Raw genomic sequence first — 22,593 nt, forward strand, 5'->3', positions numbered from 1 at the left:
CGGCGAGGGTCTTAACTTTCTAAAGATCACCCGCAGCCGGGCAAGACGTTCAGCGGGTCGCATCCGTACCGCGCCTGGGCCAGCACCAGCACGGCCCAGCCGAAGCCCGCCAGCATCGCGCCACCCACCAGGATGTTCAGCACCGGGTACGCCCCGCCCTGCAGCACCGGGGTCAGCGCGAGGCCTGCTCCGGCAAGCAGACAGCCCAGTGCCACAATGGTGACTGGGCTGGTCAGAGCGTCGGAAGTCGAGACCTGCAGCCACCCGAACCGATCACCGACCAGTGTCAGCGCGACGTACGGAAGAGCGAACGCGAGCGCCGCGATGGCGCGCCAGTCCATGACCGAAAGCTTCGCCAGCATCATGACCTCCCCTTTTGCCCTGCCCCGGACGGTGGCCAAACACCCACCGCAAGTGTTAATAATCGGGGGGCGGTCCGCTATCTTTGGTAGTGATTTTCACAGAATCCGACATATTCGTACGATCTCCACTTTCAGGACTCTCGCGCAGATGGCACCCTGTGGCGCGTCGTAGCGCCAACGGCGGCACGGCTGTCGAGAAAGGACGCGCATGGCGAGGGACGAACGCGTGGGCAAGCCCGCGTACGCAGCGGTGTCGACCCGGATCACCGGGATCCAGCTTGCTGGGGCACGCCTGCGAGAGATAGCCGTCGTGCGCGTCGACGAGCGCGGCGGGGTGGTCGACGAGTGGTCCGCGGTGCTGCACCCCGACGGCGCGTGGATCGCGCTGGCCGACGTCGCCGCCACCCTGCGCGAGCGCCTGTCGCAGATGGCGATCGTCACCCACAACGGCCGGCTCGGCATCGAGGTGCTGCGCAACGAGCTGTCCCACCTGGGCTGGGAGCTGCCCACGCTCGCCCAGCTCACGATCATCGACGCGAGCTACCACTACCTGCCCGGCCTGGTGCACCGCCGGCTGTCGGACTGCTGCACCGCCGCAGGGGTCCCGTACGAGGGCGGTCTGCCGAACTCCAGCCCGCTCAGCGAGGCGCGGGCCGTGGCCGGGCTCCTGGCCCGGTTCGTGCAGAGCGCGACCGGCCTGCCGGACCTGCCCGAGCTGCTGCAGGTCACGCTGCGCGCCTGGGTCTACCCGTGGCCGGAGGGGCCCACGCGGGCCGCCGACGCCCCGCGGCCGTGGCCCGGCCGTCGCGGTCCGGGCGTGCTGACGACGCTCGGCGGCCAGCCGCTGGCCGACGCGATCGCCGCCGTCGCGGACGTGCGCACCAACGGCTACCTGTCGCTCCTGGCCGAGACGCTCCAGGACGGCCGGCTGACGATCGAGACCGCCGCGGGGCTGGCCGAGGCCGAGCCGCTGTACCGGCTGACGCCCGAGGCGGCGGCCGCCGCCCGCAAGGCGTTCTTCGACGCGCTGGTGCGCCAGGCGATCGAGGCCGACCGCTACCACCTGGAGGCCCGTCAGGAGCTGTGGCGGGTCGCCGACACGATCGGCTGCGCCCGGGACTCGGTGATCGAGCCGATCGTCGAGGCGACGCCGGTGGACTTCCCCAAGCTGGTGGACGAGTCGGGGTCGAAGAAGCCCACCGACGGCCGCGGCCGGGCGACCCCCGCGCAGATGCGCGCCTGGGCCATCGCCAACGGGTTCGACGTCGAGGGCTACATCCGCCTGCCCTGGTCCATCGTGCGGGCCTTCGAGGAGGCGCACGCCGAGCCGGTGGACCGCACGATGCGCCAGACGGTGCGCGAGGAGCCGGCGGCGAACGAGCGCACCTCCCGCCAGGACTCGCGGTCCGCGCTCGGCCCGGAGCTGCGGCCCATCCTGATGCCGGCTCCGCGGACGGAATCTCGCGCTGACTCTCGCGCCGGGTCCAGGCCGCCGCTCGGTCCGGACCCGGACGAGGGCGTGCCGCAGCTCGACTTCGACCGGCTGGAGACGCCGCCGATCGGCAACCCGCTGGTCTGACCGGTCCGGTCACGCCCAACCGGTCGGGTGCCCTGGCAGCGTCGCCAGGGACCCGACCAGCGACGGCAGGGCTCAGCTGCCCGGGAACCCCTCGGGGTTCCGGGACTGCCAGCGCCAGGTGTCGGCGCACATGTCGTCGATGGTCTTGGTCGCGTGCCAGCCCAGCTCGGTGTTGGCCCGCGTCGGGTCGGCCCAGAAGGCGGGCAGGTCCCCGGCGCGGCGCGGGCCGATCTCGTAGGGCAGCTCGCGGCCGACCGCGCGCTCGAACGCCTTCAGCAGCTCCAGCACCGACGTACCGGTACCGGTCCCGAGGTTGAACGCGCGGGCGGGCTCCACCATGTCGTCCAGGTGCTCCAGGGCGGCGACGTGCCCGGCGGCGAGGTCGGTGACGTGCAGGTAGTCGCGCTCGGCCGTGCCGTCCGCCGTCGGGTAGTCGTCCCCGAAGACGGTCAGCCGCTCGCGCCGGCCCACCGCGACCTGCGCGATGAACGGCATCAGGTTGTTCGGGATGCCCTGCGGGTCCTCGCCGATGTCACCGCTCGGGTGCGCCCCGACCGGGTTGAAGTAGCGCAGCAGCGCGACCTTCCAGCCCTCGGAGATCTGCGCGATGTCCGACAGGACCCGCTCGATCATCACCTTGGTCTGCCCGTACGGCGACGAGGAGGACAGGTGCTCGTAGTCCTCCCGGTAGGGCACGGGGGCCTTCTCGCCGTACACCGTGGCCGACGACGAGAACACCAGCTTGGTGACCCCGTACTTCGCCATCGACGCGGCCAGGGCGAACGTCGAGTCGAGGTTGTTGCGGTAGTACTCCAGCGGCTTCGTCACCGACTCCCCCACGGCCTTGAAGCCCGCGAAGTGGATCACGGCGTCGATCCGCTCGTGCGCGAACAGCCGCTCGGTCTTGTCGGCGTCGGTCAGGTCGAACCCGTGGAAGGGGATCGCGCGACCCGCGAGCGCCTCCAGGCGGCCCTGCACCGAGGGCTTCGAGTTCGAGAAGTCGTCGACCACGATGACGTCGTGACCGGCGGCTACCAGGGCAAGGACGGTGTGTGAGCCGATGTAGCCGGCTCCACCGGAGACGAGAACGCGCATGCCTCCAAACTACCGGCTCGTCCGCACGTGCCGGTCATCGGTGAGACAGGCAGGAGCGGGACAGACGCTGGCGGGACAGACGCTGGCGGGGCGGGGAACGGCGGGGCGGGCACTGGTACGTTCGCGCGCGTGACGGTCCTTGAGGCGATGCTCCTGTTCGCGCTGGTCGCGATCCCCCTGACGATCATGCCGGGCCTGGACAGCGCGCTGGTGCTGCGGACCGCCGTCGTCAGCGGCCGCAGGCACGCCTACGCCACGGCGCTCGGCATCAACGCGGGCGTCCTGGCCTGGGGAGTCGCGGCCGCCGTCGGCGCGACGGCGGTGCTCGCCGCCTCCGGGACGGCCTACCGGGCGCTCACCCTGGCGGGCGCGGCCTACCTCGCGTGGCTCGGCGGCCGGATGCTGTGGTCGAGCTTCCGCGCCGGGCGGTACGACGCGCTGCCCGACGGCGTCGACGGCGCTCTGCCCGGTGCTGTGCCCGGTGCTGTGGCTGGCGTCCTGCCCGGCGCTGTACCGGGGGTCGGGCGTTCGACCTGGCGCTCCTTCGCGCTCGGCGCCACGACGAACCTGCTGAACCCCAAGGTCGGCGTCTTCTACCTGGCCACGATCCCCCAGTTCCTGCCCGACGGCGTGCCGCACCTCCTGATGGGCCTGCTCCTGGCTGTGGAGCACGACGTGCTCGGGCTGGCCTGGCTCGCGCTGCTGATCAACGCCGCGGGCCTGGCGAAGCGGTGGCTGTCCGGGCGCGCGATCGCGCGGGTGACCGACCGGGTGACCGGCGTCGTGCTGCTGGCCCTCGGCGGACGCATCGGCTGGAACGCGCTGACAGGGCAGGCCCGGGCGATCTGACGGTTCCGCACGGACCTGGCCGCGCAGCACGGACCTAGCCGCGCGCGGGCTGCCCGGTCTCCGCGCGGCCGGCCTCGGCGCGCACGGCGTCGAGCATGTCGTCCACGGAACCCGCCGGGTCGGTCACCGGTGCCTGGACCCGGCGGACGGTGCCGTCGGGCGCGATCAGGAGCGTGGTCCGCTTGAGCCGGTCCGTCCCGGCGGCCCGGAACACCGGCAGGCGCAGGGCCGACGCCGCCAGGCCGTCCTGGTCCGAGGCCAGCGCATAGGGCAGCTCGGCGTGCGCGGCGAAGGCCGCGAGCTGGTCGGGGCGCTGGGTGGACACGCCGAGCACCCGGGCGCCGGCGTCGGCGAGCGCCGCGGTGCGCCCGGCGTACGTGACGCACTCGAGCGTGCAGCCGCGGGTGCCGGGGATGTCGCTCCAGCCGGTGGGGTACCCGTCCGTGCCGGGGGCGTAGGCGCCCGGGAAGAGGAACAGCACGGTCCAGCGGTGGGGGTCCACGAGGCCGACGGCGGTGCCGTCGTGGGCCGTGAGCGTCACGTCCGGCACCCGCGTCCCCACGAGCGCGTGCACGCGCCGCGCCTCGGCGTCGCCGACGGCGCCCGAGACGGCGCCGTCGCCCATCACGTAGCGCGTCCCCCACTCCTGCAGCGCGACGAGCACGGGCACGAGCCCCTCGCCGCGGCGGGTGAGCCGGTAGTCGAACCGGGGCGGGTGCGCCGAGTACGGGACCCGCTCCAGGACGCCGTCGTCCACGAGCCGGCCGAGCCGCTCGGTCAGGGCTCGTCTGCTGAACCCGAGCTCGTGGGCGAGCGCGTCGAAGCGTGAGACGCCGGCCGCGGCCTCGCGCACGATCAGCAGGCTCTGCCAGTCACCCACGACGCCGAGCGACTGCGCGATCCCGCAGTCGGCGTCGGCCAGGTCCTCCTTGCGCATGCGCGCCATCCTCTCGTACGTCCTCGCCCAAGCCCATGCCCATGCCGTTGCCCATCCCCCCGGCACCCGGGCCGCGTTGCGCCCGCCGCCGTCCTTCTGCCACTGTACCGCCAGTGAGTTCCACAATGGAACTCACTCTCGAACCCATCGGCTCACCGTGGAGGCAGACCCATGACGACGACGGCCCCGACCGCCGCACGCTCCTTCTGGACCTTCTGGGCGGCCACGACGACCAGCAACATGGGGTCGGCGGTCACGAAGATCGCCCTGCCCCTGACCGCTGTGCTCGTGCTCGACGCCGGACCGTTCGAGACGGGACTGCTCGCCGCGGCGTCCTACCTGGCCTGGATCGTCATCGGGCTGCCCGCCGGCGCGATCGTGCAGCGCTGGCCGCTGCGCGCCACCCAGATCGTCACCGACCTCGTCCGGGCCGCCGCCATCGTGTCGGTGCCCCTCGCCTGGTGGACCGGTCACCTGACCCTGGCCCAGCTGTTCGTCGTGGCGCTCACGCTCAACTTCGCCGAGGTGCTCTTCTTCAGCGCCAGCACCACGTTCATCACCTCCGTGGTGCCGCGCGACCAGCTCACCAGCCGCAACTCGCTCATGTCCGGGACGCACGCCGTGACCGAGCTCGGCGGACCCTCGCTGGGCGGGCTGGTCGTCCAGCTCGTCGGCGCCGCACCCGCGCTGCTGCTCGACGCGGTGTCCTACGTCGCCTCCGCCGTGCTGCTGCGCGCCCTGCCCGAACGGCGCCAGCCGGGCGACGACGACCCGACCCCGCTGCGCCGTCGGATCGCCGAGGGCTGGCGGTTCGTGACGACCCACCCCGTCCTGGCGCCGTGCACCTGGTGGGCGTGCGTGGTCAACACGGTCTGCGGCGCCCAGCACGCCCTGTTCGCGATCTACCTGGTCCGGGAGCTGGACGCGCCGGCCGCCGTCGTCGGGCTGCTGCTGGCGACCGAGGGCGTCGGGGCGCTGCTCGCCGCGGCGGCCACACCCTGGCTCGTGCGGCGGTTCGGCTCGGCGCGCGTCGTGCTGTTCGACGGGCTCGTCGGGTTCGCGGGGGCGCTGCTGATCCCCGCGGGCGTCGGCCACTGGGGCTGGATCTGCTTCGCCGCCGGCAACCTCCTCTTCGCGGCCAGCGTGGTCCCCGGCAGCGTCGTCACGCGCACCTACCGGCAGGTCGCGAGCCCGCCCGAGCTCCTGTCCCGCGTCATGGGCACCGTGCGCTTCGTGTCCTGGGGCTGCATCCCCCTGGGCGGCCTGATCGCCGGCGCGGTCGCGGAGGCCGCCGGGACCCGTGCGGTGCTGCTCGGGTCGGCCTTCGTCATGCTCGCCGGGCCCGCGATCCTCGCGGCGAGCCCCGTACGACGGCTGCGGAACCTGGAGGACCACGAGAGCGTCCCGCAGCCCGTCACACCGTGACCGGTCGTGCGTGCGTGACCGGTCGTCCGTGACCCGTGCCGGGGCGCCGTCGTCGACACGCCCCGCACGACCACGACCAGGCCGAACGCCGCGACTACGCTGCCCCCGTGGCGTACACCGAGCAGCGCACCGACTCCGAGGGCCGCACCGGCTACATCGGCCGATACCGGGTCGACGGCCGCCTGCGCAGCACCCGCCGCTTCACCGTGCGGCGCGAGGCGCTCGCGGAGGCGCGCCGGCAGGAGGAGGCGGGCAAGCACGCCGAGTGGATCGACCCGTCCGCCGGCCGGGTCACCGTCGCCGAGTGGTTCGAGACCTGGCAGGAGGCCCGGGTCGACCGCGCGCCCCGCACCATCGAGGCCGAGCGCGAACGCTTCCGCTCGCTGGTCGCCCCGGCTTTCGGCGACCGGCCGCTGCGGCAGGTCACCCACGAGGACGTCGCCCGCTGGGCCGCCACCTTGGTCTCCCCCACCACCGGACAGACCGCCTCGCCCGCCCGGCGCCGGGACGCGGCCCGCCTCCTGGTGGCCCTGCTCGACGCCGCCGTCGATGCGCGCCGCTTGCGCACCAACCCCGCGCGGACGCCGTCGGGCAAGGTGCCCGCCCTGCCGCGCGCCCCGAAGACTAAACCGCACCGCTACCTGTCGCACGAGCAGCTCCGGCGCGTCGCGGACGCGACCACGTCGGCCCAGACGCGCACCCTGGTACTGCTCACCGCTCTGACCGGCCTGCGCTGGGGCGAGGTCAGCGCGCTGACGGTGGCCGACGTCGACCCGCTGCGCCGCCGGGTGCACGTCAACAAGGCGTACACCCGCCTGGACGACGGCACGCTCCTGCTCGGCGACACCAAGACGCACGCGCGCCGCGAGGTGCCCCTGCCGTCCTCCCTGGTCACGGCCGTGGCCGAGCAGGCGGCGGGGCGGGCACGCGGCGAACTGCTGTTCACCGGCGCACGGGGCACCGCGCTACGGCGCGAGAGCTTCGACCGGTCGGCGTTCCGGCCCGCCGTCCTGGCCGCCGGCCGCGCCGTCCGCACCCTGCGCGAGGCACTGGGACTGTACGACGACGGCCTGCGCGCCACCGGCCTGTACGACGCCGGTGTGGTCGCCGCGGTGCGCCGGCTCCAGTCGGACGGCGGCCGGGAGGCCACCGGCATCTGCGACCCGGCGACGTGGGCGCTGGTGGCCGACGCGGACCGGGCGCGCGAGACGATGACGCGGGGCGAGAAGGTGAGCCGCACCCGGCTGCTGACGGCGCTGTCGCGCACCACCCTGGGGCCGGGCGCCGAGGACTTCGACACGCTCACGCTGCACGACCTGCGCCACACCGCGGCCTCCCTGGCGATCTCGGGCGGGGCGACCGTCAAGGCCGTGCAGCGGATGCTGGGGCACGAGTCGCCGGTCCTGACGCTGTCCACCTACGCCGGGCTCTTCGAGGACGACCTCGACGCCCTGGGCGAGACGATGAGCGCGGCGTTCCAGGCGACCGCCGTCGTACCGACGGCCGACGAGGGTGCGCCCGAGGGGCCTGCGGCGGTCACGCCGATCCGGGCCGTGCGGGGCCGAGCGGGCTGACCCGGCGCAAGCGGCTGACCTGCGCGTCCAGGCGTCCCGAACTTTTTTCTCGGGAATCGGCGATCCTGATGTCGAGAACGGGAAGAGGGCTCCGTCCTAGGGTCGAGGGCGCAAGACGGCGTCCGTACCGCGTCCACGACGCAGGGCCCCACGGGGCCCGCGACCCAGGGAGAGAACCATGGCGAAGTACCTGCTGCTGAAGCACTACCGGCGCGGCGGTCCGGAGTGGGTGCCGGGCACCGACGTCCCGATGGACCAGTGGTCGCCCGAGGAGATCACGGAGCACATCGACTACATGCGCCGGTTCGCCGACAAGCTCACCGAGTCCGGCGAGTTCGTCGGCGAGGGCGCGCTGTCCCCCGAGGGCACGTTCGTCCGGTACGACGGCGAAGGCCGCCCGCCCGTGACCGACGGCCCGTTCGCGGAGACCAAGGACCTCATCGCCGGCTGGATGATCATCGACGTCGAGTCCCAGGAGCGGGCCTACGAGGCGGCGGCCGAGCTGTCCGCGGCACCCGGCAAGGGCGGTCGGCCCATCTACGAGTGGCTCGAGGTGCGGCCGTTCCTCGGCGAGGACCTGACCATCAGCGAGTGACCATCAGCGAGTGACCGTCGGCGAACGACCGTCGGCGAACGACGGTCGGCGAACGACGGTCGGCGACTGACCATCGGCGAATGAGGGGCCTGGTGTGGACCACGACGCGGTGAACGACCAGATGCGGACGCTGGCGCCGCAGGTCCTCGGCGTCCTCGTCCGTCGCGGAGCAGACTTCGCGACGGCCGAGGACGCCGTCCAGGAGGCCCTCATCGAGGCCGTCCGCCACTGGCCCGACGACCCGCCGGACGACCCGAAGGCCTGGCTCCTGCGCGTCGCGGGCCGCAAGCTGATCGATGCCCAGCGGTCCGAGGCCGCCCGGCGACGGCGGGAGGAGCGGGTCCACGACGAGCCGCCGCCTGGGCCCACCGAGCAGTCGGACGACACGCTGCTCCTGCTGAGCCGCTGCTGTCACCCGGCGCTGAGCCCGGCGTCCGCGATCGCACTGACACTCCGGGCCGTCGGCGGGCTGACCACGGCCCAGATCGCGCGGGCCTTCCTGGTCCCCGAGGCGACGATGGCGCAGCGGATCTCGCGTGCCAAGCGCACCATCAGCGGCCAGCGGTTCGACCGGCCCGGGGACGCCCGCGCGGTGCTGCACGTGCTGTACCTGATCTTCAACGAGGGGTTCACCGGCGAGATCTCCCTCGCGGACGAGGCGATCCGGCTGACCCGGCAGCTCGCCGCGTCCGCACCGTCTGCCCCGGCCGGGCCGGGCCGCCCGGACGGGGCAGACCCCGAGATCTCCGGGCTGCTGGCCCTCATGCTGCTGCACCACGCCCGCCGGGCCGCCCGCTACACCGCCTCGGGCGAGCTGGTGCCGCTCGACGAGCAGGACCGCTCCCGGTGGGACACCGCGATGATCCGCGAGGGGGTGGAGGTGCTGCAGGACGCCCTGGCACAGGACCGGCTGGGGCAGTACCAGGTGCAGGCCGCCATCGCCGCCCTGCACGACGACGCCCCCACCGCGGAGGAGACCGACTGGCCGCAGATCCTCGAGTGGTACGACGAGCTGGCCGGTCTCACCGACAACCCGGTCGTCGCGCTGAACCGGGCCGTCGCCGTCGGGCAGGTCGACGGGCCGCGGGCGGGCCTGGCGGCCCTGGCCGAGATCGACCCGGGGCTGTCCCGGTGGGACGCCGTGGCGGCCCACCTCCACGAGCGCGCCGACGACGCCGCCGCGGCGATCGACCACTACACCGCCGCGGCCGACCGGGCCACCAGCTCGGCCGAGCGCACGCACCTCATCAAGCAGGCGGCGCGGCTGCGGGCGGCTCGCTGAGACAGGGTCGCTGCCCGTCCTCGGAGCCCTCGTCGGCACGGAGGCAGGCCTCCAGGGCGGCGGCGCCCGCGAGCATGGCCCGTCCGCGGTCGGTCAGGCGCCCGTGCCACTCGTGCAGGGTCGCCTCCAGGGGCTCCAGCCCGCCCGCTGTCCGCACCCGGTCGATCAGCGGGCCGATCTGCTCCAGGAGGTACCCGCCACGCCGGAGCTGGTGGGTCAGCTGGGCATCGCGCTGCGCGGCCTCGTCGTAGACGCGGTAGCCGGTCTGCGGATCGCGCCGCGGGCGCACGAGCCCGGCACGCTCCCACGTGCGCAGGGTCGCGGGCCGGATCCGGAGCCTGGCGGCAAGGGGGCCGACGAAGGTGTCACCGGGCCGGGGGCCCGGTGACGGCCCGGTGGAGTCGAGGTCGCGCAGCGCCTGCTCGACGGCGCGGAGCGTCCTGCGGTCGTCCAGGAGCTGGGCGTGGCTCTCGTCGATCAGGCGGAACGCCTCGCCGGTCGCGCCGTCGTGCACGGCGCGCATGATCGCGGCCGCCGTCCGATGGCCGTGCCCGGGGACCAGGGCGAGGAAAGCGCGCAGGGCGCGCGCGTGCCAAGGCGTGTAGACGCGATATCCGGACGGCGTGCGGACGGCGGCCGGGAGGATGCCGGCGTCCTCGTAGTTGCGGACCGCCTGCGTGGACAGGCCGTGCCCGCGTGCCAGGTCGACCGGCCGCAGCCGAACGGCACTTTGAAGGTTCTGCCCCATCGATCCGCCTGTTCTGGGCCTTGTTCTGGGCGTTGTCCTGGGCATTTGTCCTGGGCCGTCGAAGCCCAGGTCTCAACCGGGACGTCAACGATACCGTTGAGGGAATGGTGAGAGACCTCGAGCACACCGTTCATCCCCTTGATGCCGCCTCCGTCATGCGCCTGTTCCCGGGCCGGCCGCGGATCCTCGCCCTGGGCGAGCCCACTCATGGCGCGGACCCCCTGCTGAGGCTGCGCAACGAGCTGTTCCGGGAGCTCGTCGAGCAGGAGGGCTACCGCACGATCGCCCTGGAGACCGACTGTCTCGCGGGGCAGGTCGTGGACGACTACGTCGCGACCGGCGTCGGCGATCTCGACGATGCCGAGCTCGACGATGCCGTGCTCGACGATGCCGTGCTTGACGATGCCGTGCTCGACGACGTCATGGCGCGCGGGTTCAGCCACGAGTGGGGCGCGTTCCCGGCCAACCGTGAGCTGGTGCGCTGGATGCGTGCCTGGAACGTGCGTGCCGGTGAGGAGGGCCGGCCCGACACCGACCGGCTCCGGTTCGCAGGCTTCGACGGGCCGCTGGAGATCTCGGCGGCGGCGAGCCCTCGGGCCGCGCTCGCGGCCCTGTACGAGTACCTGTCCGCGCGCGTGGACGCGGAGCTGCTGCCCTGCAGCGCGGACGTGCTCGACCGGATGATCGGCGCGGACGCCCTCTGGACCGAACCCGCCGCCATGACGGACCCCGCCCGGTCCGTGGGGCAGTCCGCCGAGGCCCGGGAGCTGCGCCTGCTCGCCGACGACCTGGCGACGCTCCTCGACACGCACGCCCCGCGCCTCATCGCCACCTCCACGTCGCAGGAGTGGGACCGGGCGCGCCTGGCAGGCCGGACCGCGACCGGCCTGCTGCGCTACCACTTCTGGATGGCCGACCCCTCGCCCGCCCGCATGCCGCGGCTGCTCGCGGTCCGCGACGCGATGATGGCCGACAACCTGCTCGCCCTCGCGGAGCGGGGCCCCGTGCTGGTCAATGCCCACAACAGCCACCTGCAGCGTGGCATGAGCACGATGAGCATGTGGGACCACCCGCGGCTGGAGTGGTGGGGCGCCGGTGCGCTGGTGAGCGCCCGGCTGGGCGATCGGTACGGGTTCCTGGCCTCGGCGGTCGGCACCATCCGGCACCAGGGCGTGGACGCCCCGCCGTCGGACAGCGTCGAGGGTCTCCTGTCCGCGCTCGGTGCGGACCGGTGCGTCGTCGACGCTCCAGGTCTCTCCAGCGGAGCGTCGCTTGTGGCGCGGGTGTCCCCCTGGTTCGGTTACGCGCCGCTGGACCCGGCCCAGCTCGCCGGCCTGGACGGGGTCGTGTTTCTCCAGGACGTTCCTGAGGACTGATCCTGCGTCCGAGAACCGGTCCTGTCGGATCGTCGGCCGAGGTCGCGTGGATCTGAGACCGGCGCGCCACGGAATCGATGCTCACCATCTGCTCTCTGCCGGTCGAGTAGTGACGCCTATGGCACCCCGAATGCCTGCTATCTAGCCGATTCTGCTCTCAGTGCGCACCCGCTTCAGGAAAGCGGGTGCGCACTGTGTGGAGTGAAAGTAGGAGTAGTATCGCGCTACTACTCGTACTACTACGAGTGGAAGCAAGGGCAGCGGAAACAACGACGTGGGGAACGACGTGCGGGACAAGGAACGGGTCTTCCAGGCGGCAGACGCGCTGGCGGCCGAGGGTGCGGCGCTGACCGTGACGAACGTGCGCGAGCGCGCCGGCTGCTCGAACGCCACAGCCACGAAGTATCTGCGGGAGTGGCGCGACGCGAGGGCAGCCGAGAACGACGCGCGCAGCGCGCTCCCCGAGCTGCCCACCGCGGTGAACGCGCTGGCGGAACGCGGTCTGGAGGCCCTGTGGGGTGCGGCGGTCGAGGCAGCACGGGCGGAGCACGAGGCGGCCGCCGCGGCGTCGGACGAGGCGCTGACCGCCGTCGTCGGCGAGGCGGACGCCCTGGCCGCACGCGTGGACGAGGCCGACGCCGAGCTGGTCCAGTTCCGTGCCCTGCTGGAGACTTCGCGCGAGCATGCACGGTCCGTCCAGGACGAGCGCGACGCGGCCGAGGAGGCCCGGGCCGACGCCGCGGCGTCGGCCGCCCGGCTGGAGGGCGAGCTCGCCGCCGCACAGCGAGCGCTCGATGCGGTGCGTGAGGAGCTCACCGAGGCCCGGGCGGGGGCTGCTGCCGCCGAGCGGGCGCGCTCCGAGGCGGAGTCGGCCCGTGCACAGGCGGACGGTGCCGCCGTGGGCCTGCGCGAGTCCCTGACGGACGTGCGCGGTGCGCTCGAGGCCGCGCGGGGCGACGTCGCGCAGGCCAACCGGGACCGCGCCGCTGCCGATACGGCACGAGCCGGCGCCGAGGCCTCCGTCGCACGGCTGGAGGGTGAGCTCTCCGCGTCGCGTGACGCGCTGGAGTCCGCGCGCAGGCAGGCGACGGAGGCCGAGCAGGCGCGCATCGCGGCGATCGCCGGCCAGGCGCAGGCCGAGGGCGCCGCCGCGGGGCTGCGGGAGGCGCTGGCCGCGGCGGTTCCCGCGACCGCCGAGCCGGACAAGGAGACGGCGGGCTCCTGAGGGGGCGTGCCGTCTCGGGGGCCGCCGTTCTCGGGACGGCGGAGCCGGGCCGATGCAGATGCACCGGCCCGGCGAGTGTCAGTGGCTGGTGCTGAGATGGCGGCATGAGCCTTCGAGGATTCGCCACCATCAACTACTGGGCCGACGACGTCGTCGCGGCCGCTGCCTGGTACGCCGAGGCGCTCGGCGTCGAGCCGTACTTCCAGCGCCCCGGGCCGGACGGCAAGCTGGCCTACGCCGAGTTCCGGATCGGTGACAACGAGGCCGAGCTCGGGCTCGTCAGCCGGGCGTTCGCGCCCCCGGGCCTGCCCGACCAGCCCGGGGGCGCGCTCATGTACTGGCACGTCGACGACCTGGAGGGCACCGTGGCCCGGCTGCTCGACCTCGGCGCCACCGAGTTCGAGCCCGTCACCGTGCGCGGGCACGACTTCGTGACCGCCTCGGTGGTGGACCCGTTCGGGAACCTGCTCGGGGTCATGTACAACCCGCACTACGTCGAGAAGTTCGGCGCCGCAGCCAGGACGTCGTGATCGCGAGCAGGCTGCCTGCTAGCGGACGTGTCGCCGGGTCAAGTGTTATCCACAGATTCAAAACCGGACAAGCGCATCGAACGTATGTTCGATAAAATCGGAGGGTCGGCACAGCAACGGAACCGGGCGGGGGTGACGCGAGATGGACTGCACGCCAGTGCCTCCACCCGAGCCCCGTCAGGCGTGCGGACCACGCGCCCTCGAAGCCGTGCTGAGCGATCTGGACGTGCTCACCGACGAGCTGGTGGCGTCCGCCGGACCGGATGCGGTCGCCGGTGTCGGCGAGTCCTCCGGCACCGGCGGCGTCGCGGCACCCCGGCTCGTCGCGGCCGCGCCGAGGCTGCGAGCGCTCAGCGCCCGCCTCGAGACGGTCCGGCTGACGTGGCTGCCTGTGATCGAGGCCGCGCACCCCTGGCAGGGCACGGGCGCGCGGACGTTCTCGGCCTGGCTGGCGAGGACGGAGAACATCAGCACGACGACCGCCAAGCGTGAAGCCCGTACGGGCCGGGTGCTGCGTGATCACCTGCCCACGACCCGGGCGGTGGCGCTCTCGGGGGGTATCGGCGTCGACCACGTCCGCGCCCTCGTGGACGTCGCGCCCACCAGCGACGCACGCAAGGCTGCGCTGGCGGCGCCGATCGAGCCGGAGGAGCTGCCGGAGCCGTCTGTTGCAGCCCTGGATGCGCCGGACGGCGGCGGTGGCGCTGCGGACGACTCCGGGAGTGATGCTGCCGCCGCCCCGGGTGCCGGTGACGATGCCATCGACGGCGAGCACTCTGCCGAGCCGGCCGCCACGGACGCCGACCTCGAAGCGGTGGGCGACACTCGTCCTGCTCCCCCGGCGATCACCGGTGAGGAGTACCTGACCGGGCTGGCCGGTGCCTGCGACCCGGCGCGCTTTCGTCGGGTGCTGAAGCGGTTCGGCCAGGTCGCGGATCCCGACGCGGACGACCGCGGCTACCGGCAGGCGACCGAACGGGAGCACCTGGAGGTCTCGCCGACGTTCGGGGGCTGGCACGTCAACGGATTCCTCACCGACGAGCACGGACACCTGCTCTCGACGGCGCTCGGCTCGATGATGGGCGCTTCGGCCGTCGGCGACGACCGCACGCCGACCCAGCGCCGGGCGCAGGCACTCGCCGATCTCGCACGGGACGTCCTGGACAACGGCCGCGTGGGCTCGGGTGCCGCGGTGCGTCCGCACGTCCACGTCACCGTCTCCCTGACGGAGCTGGTCCGGAGCGGTCGGGCCAACGGAAACACCGGACTGAGTGGTGCGGGACTGAGTGGCGCCGGGTCGTCCGGCCCGGGATCAAGCGGTGTCGGATCGAGTCAGATTCCTGACGCGACAGGGATGGAGCAGGGCAGCGTCGGTGTCGGTGTCGGTGTCGGTGTCGAGCAGGATCTCGTGGGCGGTCGCACCGGAGGCCGTGGCGGGCTCCGTCCCGGCGACCTGACGGCGCTGACCGCTCAGCCCGCGACGTTCACGGGGGCCTCCACGACGGGGAGCGTCGTCCCGCGTGACCTCCTGCGGCGGCTCCTGTGCGACGCCGAGGTCACGCGCGTCGTGTTCGGGCCCGACGGGACCGCGATCGACGTGGGACGTGCCCAGCGCACGGTGACCGGGCAGATGCGGAAGGCTGTGATCGCTCGGGACCAGCATTGTGTCTACCCCGGCTGCGACCAGCCGCCCAGCCGGTGCGAGGTGCACCATGCGCTACGGCACTGGGCCGACGGCGGGGAGACGTCCGTCGCAAACTCGGCCCTGTTGTGCTGGCATCACCACACGCTCGTGGACACCACCGGGATCACGATGGCGTGGGATCCGAGCGCGACACCGGATCAGCCGGGGCGGTGGAGGTTCACCAACCGCCACGGTCGCCGAGTCGGGTTGCCGTGGACCCGTGACAGGGCTGCCTGACAACCGCTGCGTGCGGTCCCCCGCTAGGTTGCGTCAGTGACTTCTGCACCAGTGCCCTCGCCGTCCGTGCCCTCGCCTTCCGTGCCTCCGACCTCCGCGCCAGAGATCATCGGCGCCCTGCTCGACCTGACGGCCTGGACCGTCTTCGACGTCGACCCGGAAGGCCGGATCCTCGCAGGGAACGACGAGTCGGACAGCATGCAGCTCGTCGAGATCGCGTCTGACGGCACCCGGACACAGCTCACCGCGCTGCCCTCGCGCTGCTCCGGCCGTTACGTGCCGGGCATGCGCCGGGTGGTGGTGCAGCACGACAACGGCGGCGACGAGCAGATGCAGCTCAGCCTGCTGGACATCGAGACGCTGGATGTCGACCTGCTGGCCGTCGACCTGCCGGACGTCGAACGCACCGCGTCGCGTGCCGGTCTACCTTCCGGCCCGCCCGCTCGTCTGCCCGCCACACTCGCCGACCTGACTCCCCTGGTCCACGACCCCGCGTACAAGCACGACCTCGCCGACGTCTCCGCCGAGTCCGTGGTGTTCCTGACCAACCGGCGCGACGGCGTGGACTTCGACGTCGTGGTGCACGACCTGGCGACCGGCACCGAGACCACGCTGTACGACGGCGGCGGGTACCTCGTCGACGCCGTCGCCTCCCACGACCGGCACTCCGTGGCGATCACGACGCTGAGCAGCCGCCCGCGCTCCACACAGGTTCTCGTCGCCGGAGGTGAGATCGCCGCGAGCTCGACCACCGCAGCCCACGGGACGACCGGGGGCCACGGGACGACGAGCGAGACCCCGGAGGCGCACACCGGAACAGCCCGTCCCGTCGCCGTCACTGCGGCCGACGAGCACGCCCACCACACCCACGTCGCCTGGACGGCGGGCGACGAGGCACTGGTCATGGCCTCGGACCACGAGCGGGAGTTCGCCGCCGTCGTTCGTGTGCGTACCGGCAACGTCCACCCGGTCTCCGCCGACCCCAACCCTGACCCCGGCACCGGCACCGGCACCGGTGCCCACGACGCTGCCCTCGATGGTGCGCCTGCCGGAGCCGACGGGACCGTCTGGGAGACCCTGGTCGAGGCCGACGACCACGACCTCGAGGTGGTCCTGTCCCCCGACGGCTCCGCGATGGTCGTGGGCCACCACCAGGACGGCGTCACCACGCTGGCCGTCCACGAGCACGAGGGCACCCACCGCTGCGACGTCGCGCTTCCGGACGACGGCGTGCCCACCGTCATCTGGGCCCCGGACTCCTCACGGTTCGCCGTGCACGTGACCGCCTCCGGCGACCCCGGCTCGATCCACCTCGTCGACGCCGCCACCGGCACCGTCAACACCCTGGTCGACGGCCGCGCCCAGATCCCCGACGGCCTGCCTATCTCGCTGCCCACGGTGCACCGCGTCCCCACCCCGGACGGCGAGCAGATCCCCTGCTTCGTGTACCGGCCGGCCGGCACTAAGCACTCCGCCACTGAGCACGCTGCCGACAAGCACGCCGGCACTGAGTACTCCGGCGACGAGCACTCCGGCGACGAGCACGACCACGTCCCGAGCTCCGCCCCCGAGTACGCCAACGGCGCGACCGTCGCGGGCGCCTCCGTGGTCCTGGTCCACGGCGGACCCGAGGGCGAGGCGACCCGGCTGTTCTCCCCCGTCATCCAGGCGCTCGCCGGCGCTGGGTTCACCGTCCTGGTCCCGAACGTCCGCGGCTCGGCCGGCTACGGCAAGCGCTGGGTCAGCCTGGACGACGTCGAAAAGCGCCTCGACTCCGTGGCCGACCTCGCGACCCTCCGCGCCTGGCTGCCCGAGCTCGGCCTCGACGCCGACCGTAGCGCCCTCTGGGGCGGCTCCTACGGCGGCTACATGGTGCTCGCGGGTACGACCATGCAGCCGGACCTGTGGGCTGCCGGAGTCGACATCGTCGGCATGTCTTCGCTCGTGACCTTCCTCGAGAACACCTCCGAGTACCGCCGCGCCGCCCGCGAACGCGAGTACGGCAGCCTCGCGCACGACCGCGACTTCCTCGTCACCGCGTCCCCCATCACCTACCTCGACCAGCTCCGCGCGCCGCTCTTCGTGATCCACGGCGCCAACGACCCGCGGGTCCCGCTGTCCGAGGCGGAGCAGATCGCCGCGGCGCTCGCGGACCGCGGCATCCGGCACGAGCTGCGGGTCTACCACGACGAGGGGCACGGCCTGGCCAAGCGGGCGAACCGCATGGACGCCTACCCGGCGGCGATCGAGTTCCTCACGGAGATCCTGGCGCGCTGAGAAGCCTGGCCCGCAGGCCCGCAGGCCCGCAGGCCCGCGGGCTCGTAGACCCGCGGGCTCGTAGACCCGCAGGCGCATAGGCCCGCGGGCCATGAGCCAGCACGGCGTCACGGCAACGGGGCGCCAGGGCAGCGGGGCGTCACGGCAACGGGGCAGCCATGTCGCCACGAGCCCCGCGGGTCGGGGACATCCCGGCTTCGGCGGATCCGGGCGCGGGCGTGCCTTCCCCGGACCCGCCGCTAGCCTCGGTGCGTGACCCGCGAGGAGCGCCGCCTGCGCCTGTCGATCGACGACCAGATCGAGAACCGGTACCTCGAGGTGCCCTTCGAGATACCGGCGGGGCGCGACACCGACGCCCTGGAGGTCACCCTCGCGTACGACCGGGACGCCGCCGTCATCGACCTGGGGTGCTACGACCCTGAGCGGTGGCGCGGCTGGTCCGGGGGCGCCCGGTCGCGGTTCGCGATCACCCCGAACGCGAGCCCCGGCGCCGCCGGGCGCGACCGGCGAGGCACAGCCACGCCCGGGTACGAGCCAGGCGAGATCGTCCCGGGCCGGTGGGCGGTGGTGCTCGGCCTGCACGGGCTGCCGGCCGAACCGATCGACGTGACCGTCACGATCGCCACCGGGGCCGACGCCGGCCCGGTCGAGGACGAGCCGCCGGCGCCGCCCGCGCCGTCCGGCACCGGGTCCGGTTCAACGACAACCGGGACGAGCCGTCCGGGCGGCGGCGCCCACGGCGGCACCCGCCTGGGGCGGGACCTGCCCGCGCCCAGCGGTCTGACCTGGTACGCGGGCGACCTGCACGCACACACGACGCACTCGGACGGGACGCTGAGCATCGCCCAGCTCGCGGCGGCCGCCGTCAGCCGGGGGCTGGACTTTCTCGCCGTGACCGACCACAACACGGTCTCGCACCACGCGCACCTGCCCGGGGTCGGCGCCGCGTATGACCTCTGCCTCCTGCCCGGGCAGGAGGTCACCACGCACGCGGGCCACGCCAACGCGTTCGGCGAGATCGGCTGGGTGGACTTCCGCCGTCCGGCGGCACTGTGGTTGTCCGACGTCGAGGAGCGCGGCGGCCTGCTGTCCGTGAACCACCCGCTCCAGGACGACTGCGGCTGGCAGTACCCCGTGCGCACCGGGTTCCTGGAGCTGTGGCACATCTCGTGGTTCCTCGACCTGACCGCGACGGGACCGTGGGCCTACCTGCGAGGCGTCGGCGGGCCGGCGGCTGATCGAGCGGAGGCCGGGTCGGCCGCCGGGTTGTCGGGAGTGTCGGCCGCCGGAGCCGCCGGTATTCCCGTGTTCCTGGGCGGCAGCGACTTCCACACGCCCGACCAGGGCTACCCGCCCGGCACGCCCACGACCTGGGTCGCCGCCGAGGACCGCACTCCGGAGGCGATCCTGGACGCCGTCCGGCGGGGACGGACCGCCCTCAGCAGGTTCCCCGGACCGGGCGAGCCCGTCCTGGTGCGCGTCGGCGACGACCTGGTCGCCGTCGACGCGGACGGCACCGTGCTGGTGGAAGGCGTGCCCGACGGCGGCACGGACCGTCGTCGCCGGGTCCGCGGGGACCGCGTGACGTTCTCCGCACCGCCCGAGCACGGCCCCTACCGCCTGGAGGCGGCCGACCGGACCCTGCTCGCGATCAGCGCGTGAGGAGGCTCGCGATCAGCGCGTGACGGGCGCGTCGCCCGACGCTCCGCCGGCCTCCTCCGGCGCCGCCGGCAGTCGGATGAACCGCGACACCGCCGTACCGACGACGAGCAGCGTGAACGGGTACACGGACAGGTACACGCGGAACGCCTGTCCCGGGTCGGGGCCGGGGTCCGCGCCCGACCGGTACCCGAACCACAGCGCGAGCGACGCCAGCGCCGCCGCCGTGATCAGGCCGTTGAGCCGGCCCAGCGCGCCGAACGCCGCCAGGAACAGACCGCTGCGGTGCGTGCCATGGCGGGCGGCGTCGGCGTCGAGCACGCGGGCGATCACCAGGTCGTTCGTCGCCAGCACGCCCGAGTACCCGACGGCGACCGCGAGCCCGGCAAGAATCCCGGTGAGCAGGTCGGTCGCGAAGTACAGCGGCACGAACCCGACGGCCGCGACCGGCAGCGCGAGCCGCCACGTCCAGGCCGCGCCCCTGCGGCGCACGACGGCGGCCCACACGCTCAGCATGCCGATCGAGACGGCGATCACCACGAGCTGCAGGATGCTGGCGTCCAGCGCCGAGCCGCCCAGCGTGTGCTCCACGTACAGCTGCAGCCCGCCCAGCACGAGCGCCATCGCCGCGCCGTAGCAGGCGTTGACCAGGCCGACCGTCCAGAAGTGCGCCGTCGACAGGATCTGCCCCACCGAACGGAAGAACTGCGGCTTGGGCTCGGCGTCGAGCGCCGGGTCCTCCCGCACGCCGAACGCGGTCCACAGGATCACCGCGGCCGCGACCACACCGAAGATCACCGCGAGCCGCCCGTACCCGACGGCGGAGCCCTCGGTGCCCAGCACGTTCCGCGCCAGGACCGGCGTCAGCGCCAGGGCGATGACCAGCGCGACGAGCTGGGCACCCTGCCGCACCGCGTTCGCCGTGGCGCGGCGCCGCTCGTCGGTGAACAGCTCCGGCAGCAGCGCCCCGTAGCTGGCGTTGATCAGGGAGTCGGCCATCTCGGTGGTGATCGCGAAGACGGCGAACCACACCGCCAGCCCGACTGCGGAGGCCGCGACGGCGCCCGGGACGGAGAACAGCGCGATCGTCGTCGCCGTCAGCACCAGCGCGCCCACCACGAGGTACGGCCGACGCCGCCCCCAGCGCGAGCGCGTCCGGTCCGACAGGTGACCGAACACAGGGTTGTCCAGCGCGTCCAGCACCCCGTACACCGCGTACACCGTCGCGTAGACGACGGCGTCCAGGCCGAGCAGCTCCACGTACACGTAGAGCATCGAGCCCTTGACCAGGTTGATCGGCAGCGAGGTGCCGAACATGCCGACGCCGTAGCGCAGCGGCGACGTCCGGCCCGCGCCGCTCCCGACGGCGCCGCCCGCAGCGCTTCCCGCGCCGCTGCCCGCACCACCGCCCGGCGTCGGACCCCGTCCGGCGGACCGCGACGGGGCTCCTGCCTGCGGCGCGTCCACGGCGTCCTCGGCCTCCACGCCGGTGAGCCTACTCACCACCCGCTGACCAGGTCGATGCCCTCCCGCTCGATCTCCCGGATGAAAACCGGGTCGCCCAGCAGCCGCAGCTCCCATGTCCGCTTGCGCCACCACGTCGCCGACTGCTCGCGCAGGCGCGCGGTGTCGGGCGCCGGGTGCAGGAAGATCTCGCTCGTACCCTCGGGCAGCCGCCCCAGCAGGCGCAGGTAGTGGTCCCGCAGCGAACCGTAGTCCCGGGCCTCCGCGTCACCGCCGCGATGCGTGGCGATCACCTCGGGCAGGCGCACCCCCGCCGCGTCCGCGCCGGCGACGGCGGTCGCGTGCCGCGCCTGGACGTCGGCGGTGGCCAGCACCGGGTCGCCGTCGCCGTACAGGTCCAGGCTGCGGGGCAGGCGGAAGGCCAGCCCGCGCCGCGCGCAGAACCCGATCGACTCGCCGAGATAGGAGCGGCCCTGCAGGCCGTACAGGGTGCCCTGGTGCGAGTCGATCCGCCGGGGCCGCGGCGCGCCGACGGCGGCGGTGGCCCGCGTGAGCGCGTCGACCTGGGCCGTGATGCGGTCGACGACGTCGTCGAAGCCGCCGGCCGGACCCGGCGTCGGGAGCACCACGTGCACCCCGGGCGCGACGTCGGGCGCGGACCGGGCGATGAGCTCGACGGCGCGGAGTGCCCCCGCACTCGGGTTCTGGCTCGGGACCTGACGCTGACTCTGGATCTCGCTCTGGATCTCGCTCTGCACAGAGCTTGCCGGTCTGCCCTCGTCGTTCCGTTGAACCTCGTCGTCCGGCTCCGTGGTGATCACCCCCACCGCCGTCAGCGGCGATCCGACCAGGAGGGCGGCGATCTCGCGGTCTGCGTCGGGGTCGGTCCCGGCGTCGTCTGCGGTGAGGACGAGGCTGCGCGTCATGCGCCCAGTCTGGCGCAGCGAACCGGGCATCAGGGCCCGTCCCAGGCTCCTGACCTGGAACGTTCTCGGCTCAGCTCAGACTGCTCTGCTGTGCTGTGCCTTCCGGGACCGTCGGCTCACGTCTCTCCGACGACGCTCGTGCCGAGCACGGCCCGCGCCTTGCCGAGCGCCACCTCGAGCTCCCAGGGCGTGGTCACGTGCGGGATGTCGGACGTCACGCAGGACGGCTTGCCCGTGTGCAGCGTCAGGCTGGCCCCGAGGCTGTCCGCCCGCCAGACGCCGGGCCCCACCACCTCGAACTCCCCCGCGTCGTTCAGGTGCAGCACCACCACGTACTCGCGACCGCTGCGCAGGATGGACGGCAGCTCGGCCCCCGGGGGCGACGACGCCGAACCGACCTGCGTGACGGCGAGCACGGTGTCCTGGCCGACCGCACCGAGCAGCACCTTCCGCAGCTCCAGCTCGGTGCGGGTGTACGGCACCCGGTCGACGACGTCGACCCCGGAGCGGCCCGCCTGCACCAGCGCGACGACGTCGGCGTCCGCGACGAGCTGCTCGACCGACCCGTACTCCTCCGGCACCGTGAAGTTGGCGACGCTCGCGCCCTGGCCGCAGCCGCTGAGCAGGCCGGCGACGACGCCGCTCACGACGACCCCGCTCATGACGAGGAAGCCGAACCTGGCCCGCGTGCCCGTACGCATCAGCCGCTCCCGCCCCCTTGTCCTGTCATCGGATACCTGGTCCCGTCGGAGGGTCTGTCCCGTCGGAT

The 22,593-nt window shown here is 73.4% G+C and carries 19 protein-coding genes; 12 read left to right on the forward strand and 7 right to left on the reverse strand.

The features are described 5' to 3' along the window. Positions 1-26: 26 nt before the first annotated feature. On the reverse strand, positions 27-365 hold the full coding sequence (locus AB0I29_RS07080; RefSeq protein WP_357479721.1) for a hypothetical protein: 339 nt from the start codon (positions 363-365) through the stop codon (positions 27-29). A 205-nt stretch (positions 366-570) separates the two neighbouring features. Here AB0I29_RS07080 and AB0I29_RS07085 point away from each other — a divergent pair, with 205 nt between their 5' ends. After that, positions 571-1,941: a hypothetical protein gene (locus tag AB0I29_RS07085; RefSeq protein ID WP_285104784.1), complete on the forward strand. Its 1,371-nt coding sequence runs from the start codon at positions 571-573 to the stop codon at positions 1,939-1,941. A gap of 72 nt (positions 1,942-2,013) precedes the next feature. Here AB0I29_RS07085 and galE read toward each other — a convergent pair whose 3' ends face one another. Beyond that, positions 2,014-3,036 (reverse strand): UDP-glucose 4-epimerase GalE, encoded by a 1,023-nt coding sequence (gene galE / locus AB0I29_RS07090; protein ID WP_285104786.1) that lies wholly within the window; start codon positions 3,034-3,036, stop codon positions 2,014-2,016. A gap of 129 nt (positions 3,037-3,165) precedes the next feature. On the opposite strand from galE, the gene AB0I29_RS07095 reads away from it, so the two are divergent. After that, complete coding sequence (locus AB0I29_RS07095; RefSeq protein ID WP_357479725.1) at positions 3,166-3,885, forward strand: LysE family translocator; 720 nt, start codon at positions 3,166-3,168, stop codon at positions 3,883-3,885. Between the two features lie 34 nt (positions 3,886-3,919). Here the strand turns inward: AB0I29_RS07095 and AB0I29_RS07100 are convergent, their stop codons facing one another. Then, positions 3,920-4,822, reverse strand: coding sequence for a winged helix-turn-helix transcriptional regulator (locus AB0I29_RS07100; RefSeq protein WP_285104790.1), 903 nt, complete (start codon positions 4,820-4,822; stop codon positions 3,920-3,922). A 171-nt stretch (positions 4,823-4,993) separates the two neighbouring features. Between AB0I29_RS07100 and AB0I29_RS07105 the strand changes: the two genes are divergently transcribed. The 4 genes from AB0I29_RS07105 (at position 4,994) to AB0I29_RS07120 (ending at position 9,698) form a co-directional block, all read left to right on the forward strand. Continuing rightward, positions 4,994-6,247 (forward strand): MFS transporter, encoded by a 1,254-nt coding sequence (locus AB0I29_RS07105; protein WP_285104792.1) that lies wholly within the window; start codon positions 4,994-4,996, stop codon positions 6,245-6,247. 107 nt (positions 6,248-6,354) lie between these two features. Next, the gene (locus tag AB0I29_RS07110) at positions 6,355-7,821 is read left to right on the forward strand and encodes a tyrosine-type recombinase/integrase (protein WP_357479730.1); all 1,467 of its coding nucleotides are present in this window, start codon (positions 6,355-6,357) and stop codon (positions 7,819-7,821) included. Positions 7,822-7,999: 178 nt separating this feature from the next. Next, entirely contained in the window at positions 8,000-8,416 is a 417-nt protein-coding gene (locus AB0I29_RS07115; protein ID WP_285104796.1) for a YciI family protein, read from the forward strand. A 94-nt stretch (positions 8,417-8,510) separates the two neighbouring features. Next, a complete protein-coding gene (locus AB0I29_RS07120) occupies positions 8,511-9,698 on the forward strand; it encodes a sigma-70 family RNA polymerase sigma factor (RefSeq protein WP_357479733.1) in 1,188 nt (395 codons plus the stop codon). Here AB0I29_RS07120 and AB0I29_RS07125 read toward each other — a convergent pair. Further along, positions 9,664-10,446 carry a TioE family transcriptional regulator gene (locus AB0I29_RS07125; RefSeq protein WP_357479736.1) on the reverse strand — a complete coding sequence of 261 codons (783 nt, stop codon included), beginning with the start codon at positions 10,444-10,446 and terminating at the stop codon, positions 9,664-9,666. The genes AB0I29_RS07120 and AB0I29_RS07125 overlap by 35 nt on opposite strands. Positions 10,447-10,550: 104 nt before the next feature. Between AB0I29_RS07125 and AB0I29_RS07130 the strand changes: the two genes are divergently transcribed. The 6 genes from AB0I29_RS07130 (at position 10,551) to AB0I29_RS07155 (ending at position 19,437) form a co-directional block, all read left to right on the forward strand. After that, positions 10,551-11,822 carry an erythromycin esterase family protein gene (locus AB0I29_RS07130; protein ID WP_357479739.1) on the forward strand — a complete coding sequence of 424 codons (1,272 nt, stop codon included), beginning with the start codon at positions 10,551-10,553 and terminating at the stop codon, positions 11,820-11,822. 274 nt (positions 11,823-12,096) lie between these two features. Next, the gene (locus AB0I29_RS07135) at positions 12,097-13,047 is read left to right on the forward strand and encodes a DNA-binding protein (protein WP_357479742.1); all 951 of its coding nucleotides are present in this window, start codon (positions 12,097-12,099) and stop codon (positions 13,045-13,047) included. Positions 13,048-13,151: 104 nt separating this feature from the next. Next, the gene (locus AB0I29_RS07140; protein ID WP_357479745.1) at positions 13,152-13,577 is read left to right on the forward strand and encodes a VOC family protein; all 426 of its coding nucleotides are present in this window, start codon (positions 13,152-13,154) and stop codon (positions 13,575-13,577) included. Between the two features lie 208 nt (positions 13,578-13,785). Then, positions 13,786-15,498: a DUF222 domain-containing protein gene (locus AB0I29_RS07145; protein ID WP_357479748.1), complete on the forward strand. Its 1,713-nt coding sequence runs from the start codon at positions 13,786-13,788 to the stop codon at positions 15,496-15,498. An 81-nt stretch (positions 15,499-15,579) separates the two neighbouring features. Next, complete coding sequence (locus tag AB0I29_RS07150) at positions 15,580-17,775, forward strand: alpha/beta fold hydrolase (RefSeq protein ID WP_357479751.1); 2,196 nt, start codon at positions 15,580-15,582, stop codon at positions 17,773-17,775. A gap of 252 nt (positions 17,776-18,027) precedes the next feature. Continuing rightward, positions 18,028-19,437 carry a CehA/McbA family metallohydrolase gene (locus AB0I29_RS07155; protein WP_357479754.1) on the forward strand — a complete coding sequence of 470 codons (1,410 nt, stop codon included), beginning with the start codon at positions 18,028-18,030 and terminating at the stop codon, positions 19,435-19,437. A gap of 12 nt (positions 19,438-19,449) precedes the next feature. Here the strand turns inward: AB0I29_RS07155 and AB0I29_RS07160 are convergent, their stop codons facing one another. From AB0I29_RS07160 to AB0I29_RS07170, 3 genes are all read right to left on the reverse strand, one after another. Beyond that, positions 19,450-20,919, reverse strand: a complete 1,470-nt coding sequence (locus tag AB0I29_RS07160; RefSeq protein ID WP_357479757.1) for an MFS transporter — start codon at positions 20,917-20,919, stop codon at positions 19,450-19,452. 14 nt (positions 20,920-20,933) lie between these two features. After that, on the reverse strand, positions 20,934-21,824 hold the full coding sequence (locus tag AB0I29_RS07165) for a ChbG/HpnK family deacetylase (RefSeq protein WP_357479760.1): 891 nt from the start codon (positions 21,822-21,824) through the stop codon (positions 20,934-20,936). Positions 21,825-21,940: 116 nt separating this feature from the next. Beyond that, positions 21,941-22,525, reverse strand: coding sequence for a hypothetical protein (locus AB0I29_RS07170; RefSeq protein WP_357479763.1), 585 nt, complete (start codon positions 22,523-22,525; stop codon positions 21,941-21,943). Between the last annotated feature and the right edge of the window lie 68 nt (positions 22,526-22,593).

Origin of the sequence: Promicromonospora sp. NPDC050262 (assembly GCF_040655935.1) — a bacterium.
Taxonomy (GTDB): domain Bacteria; phylum Actinomycetota; class Actinomycetes; order Actinomycetales; family Cellulomonadaceae; genus Promicromonospora.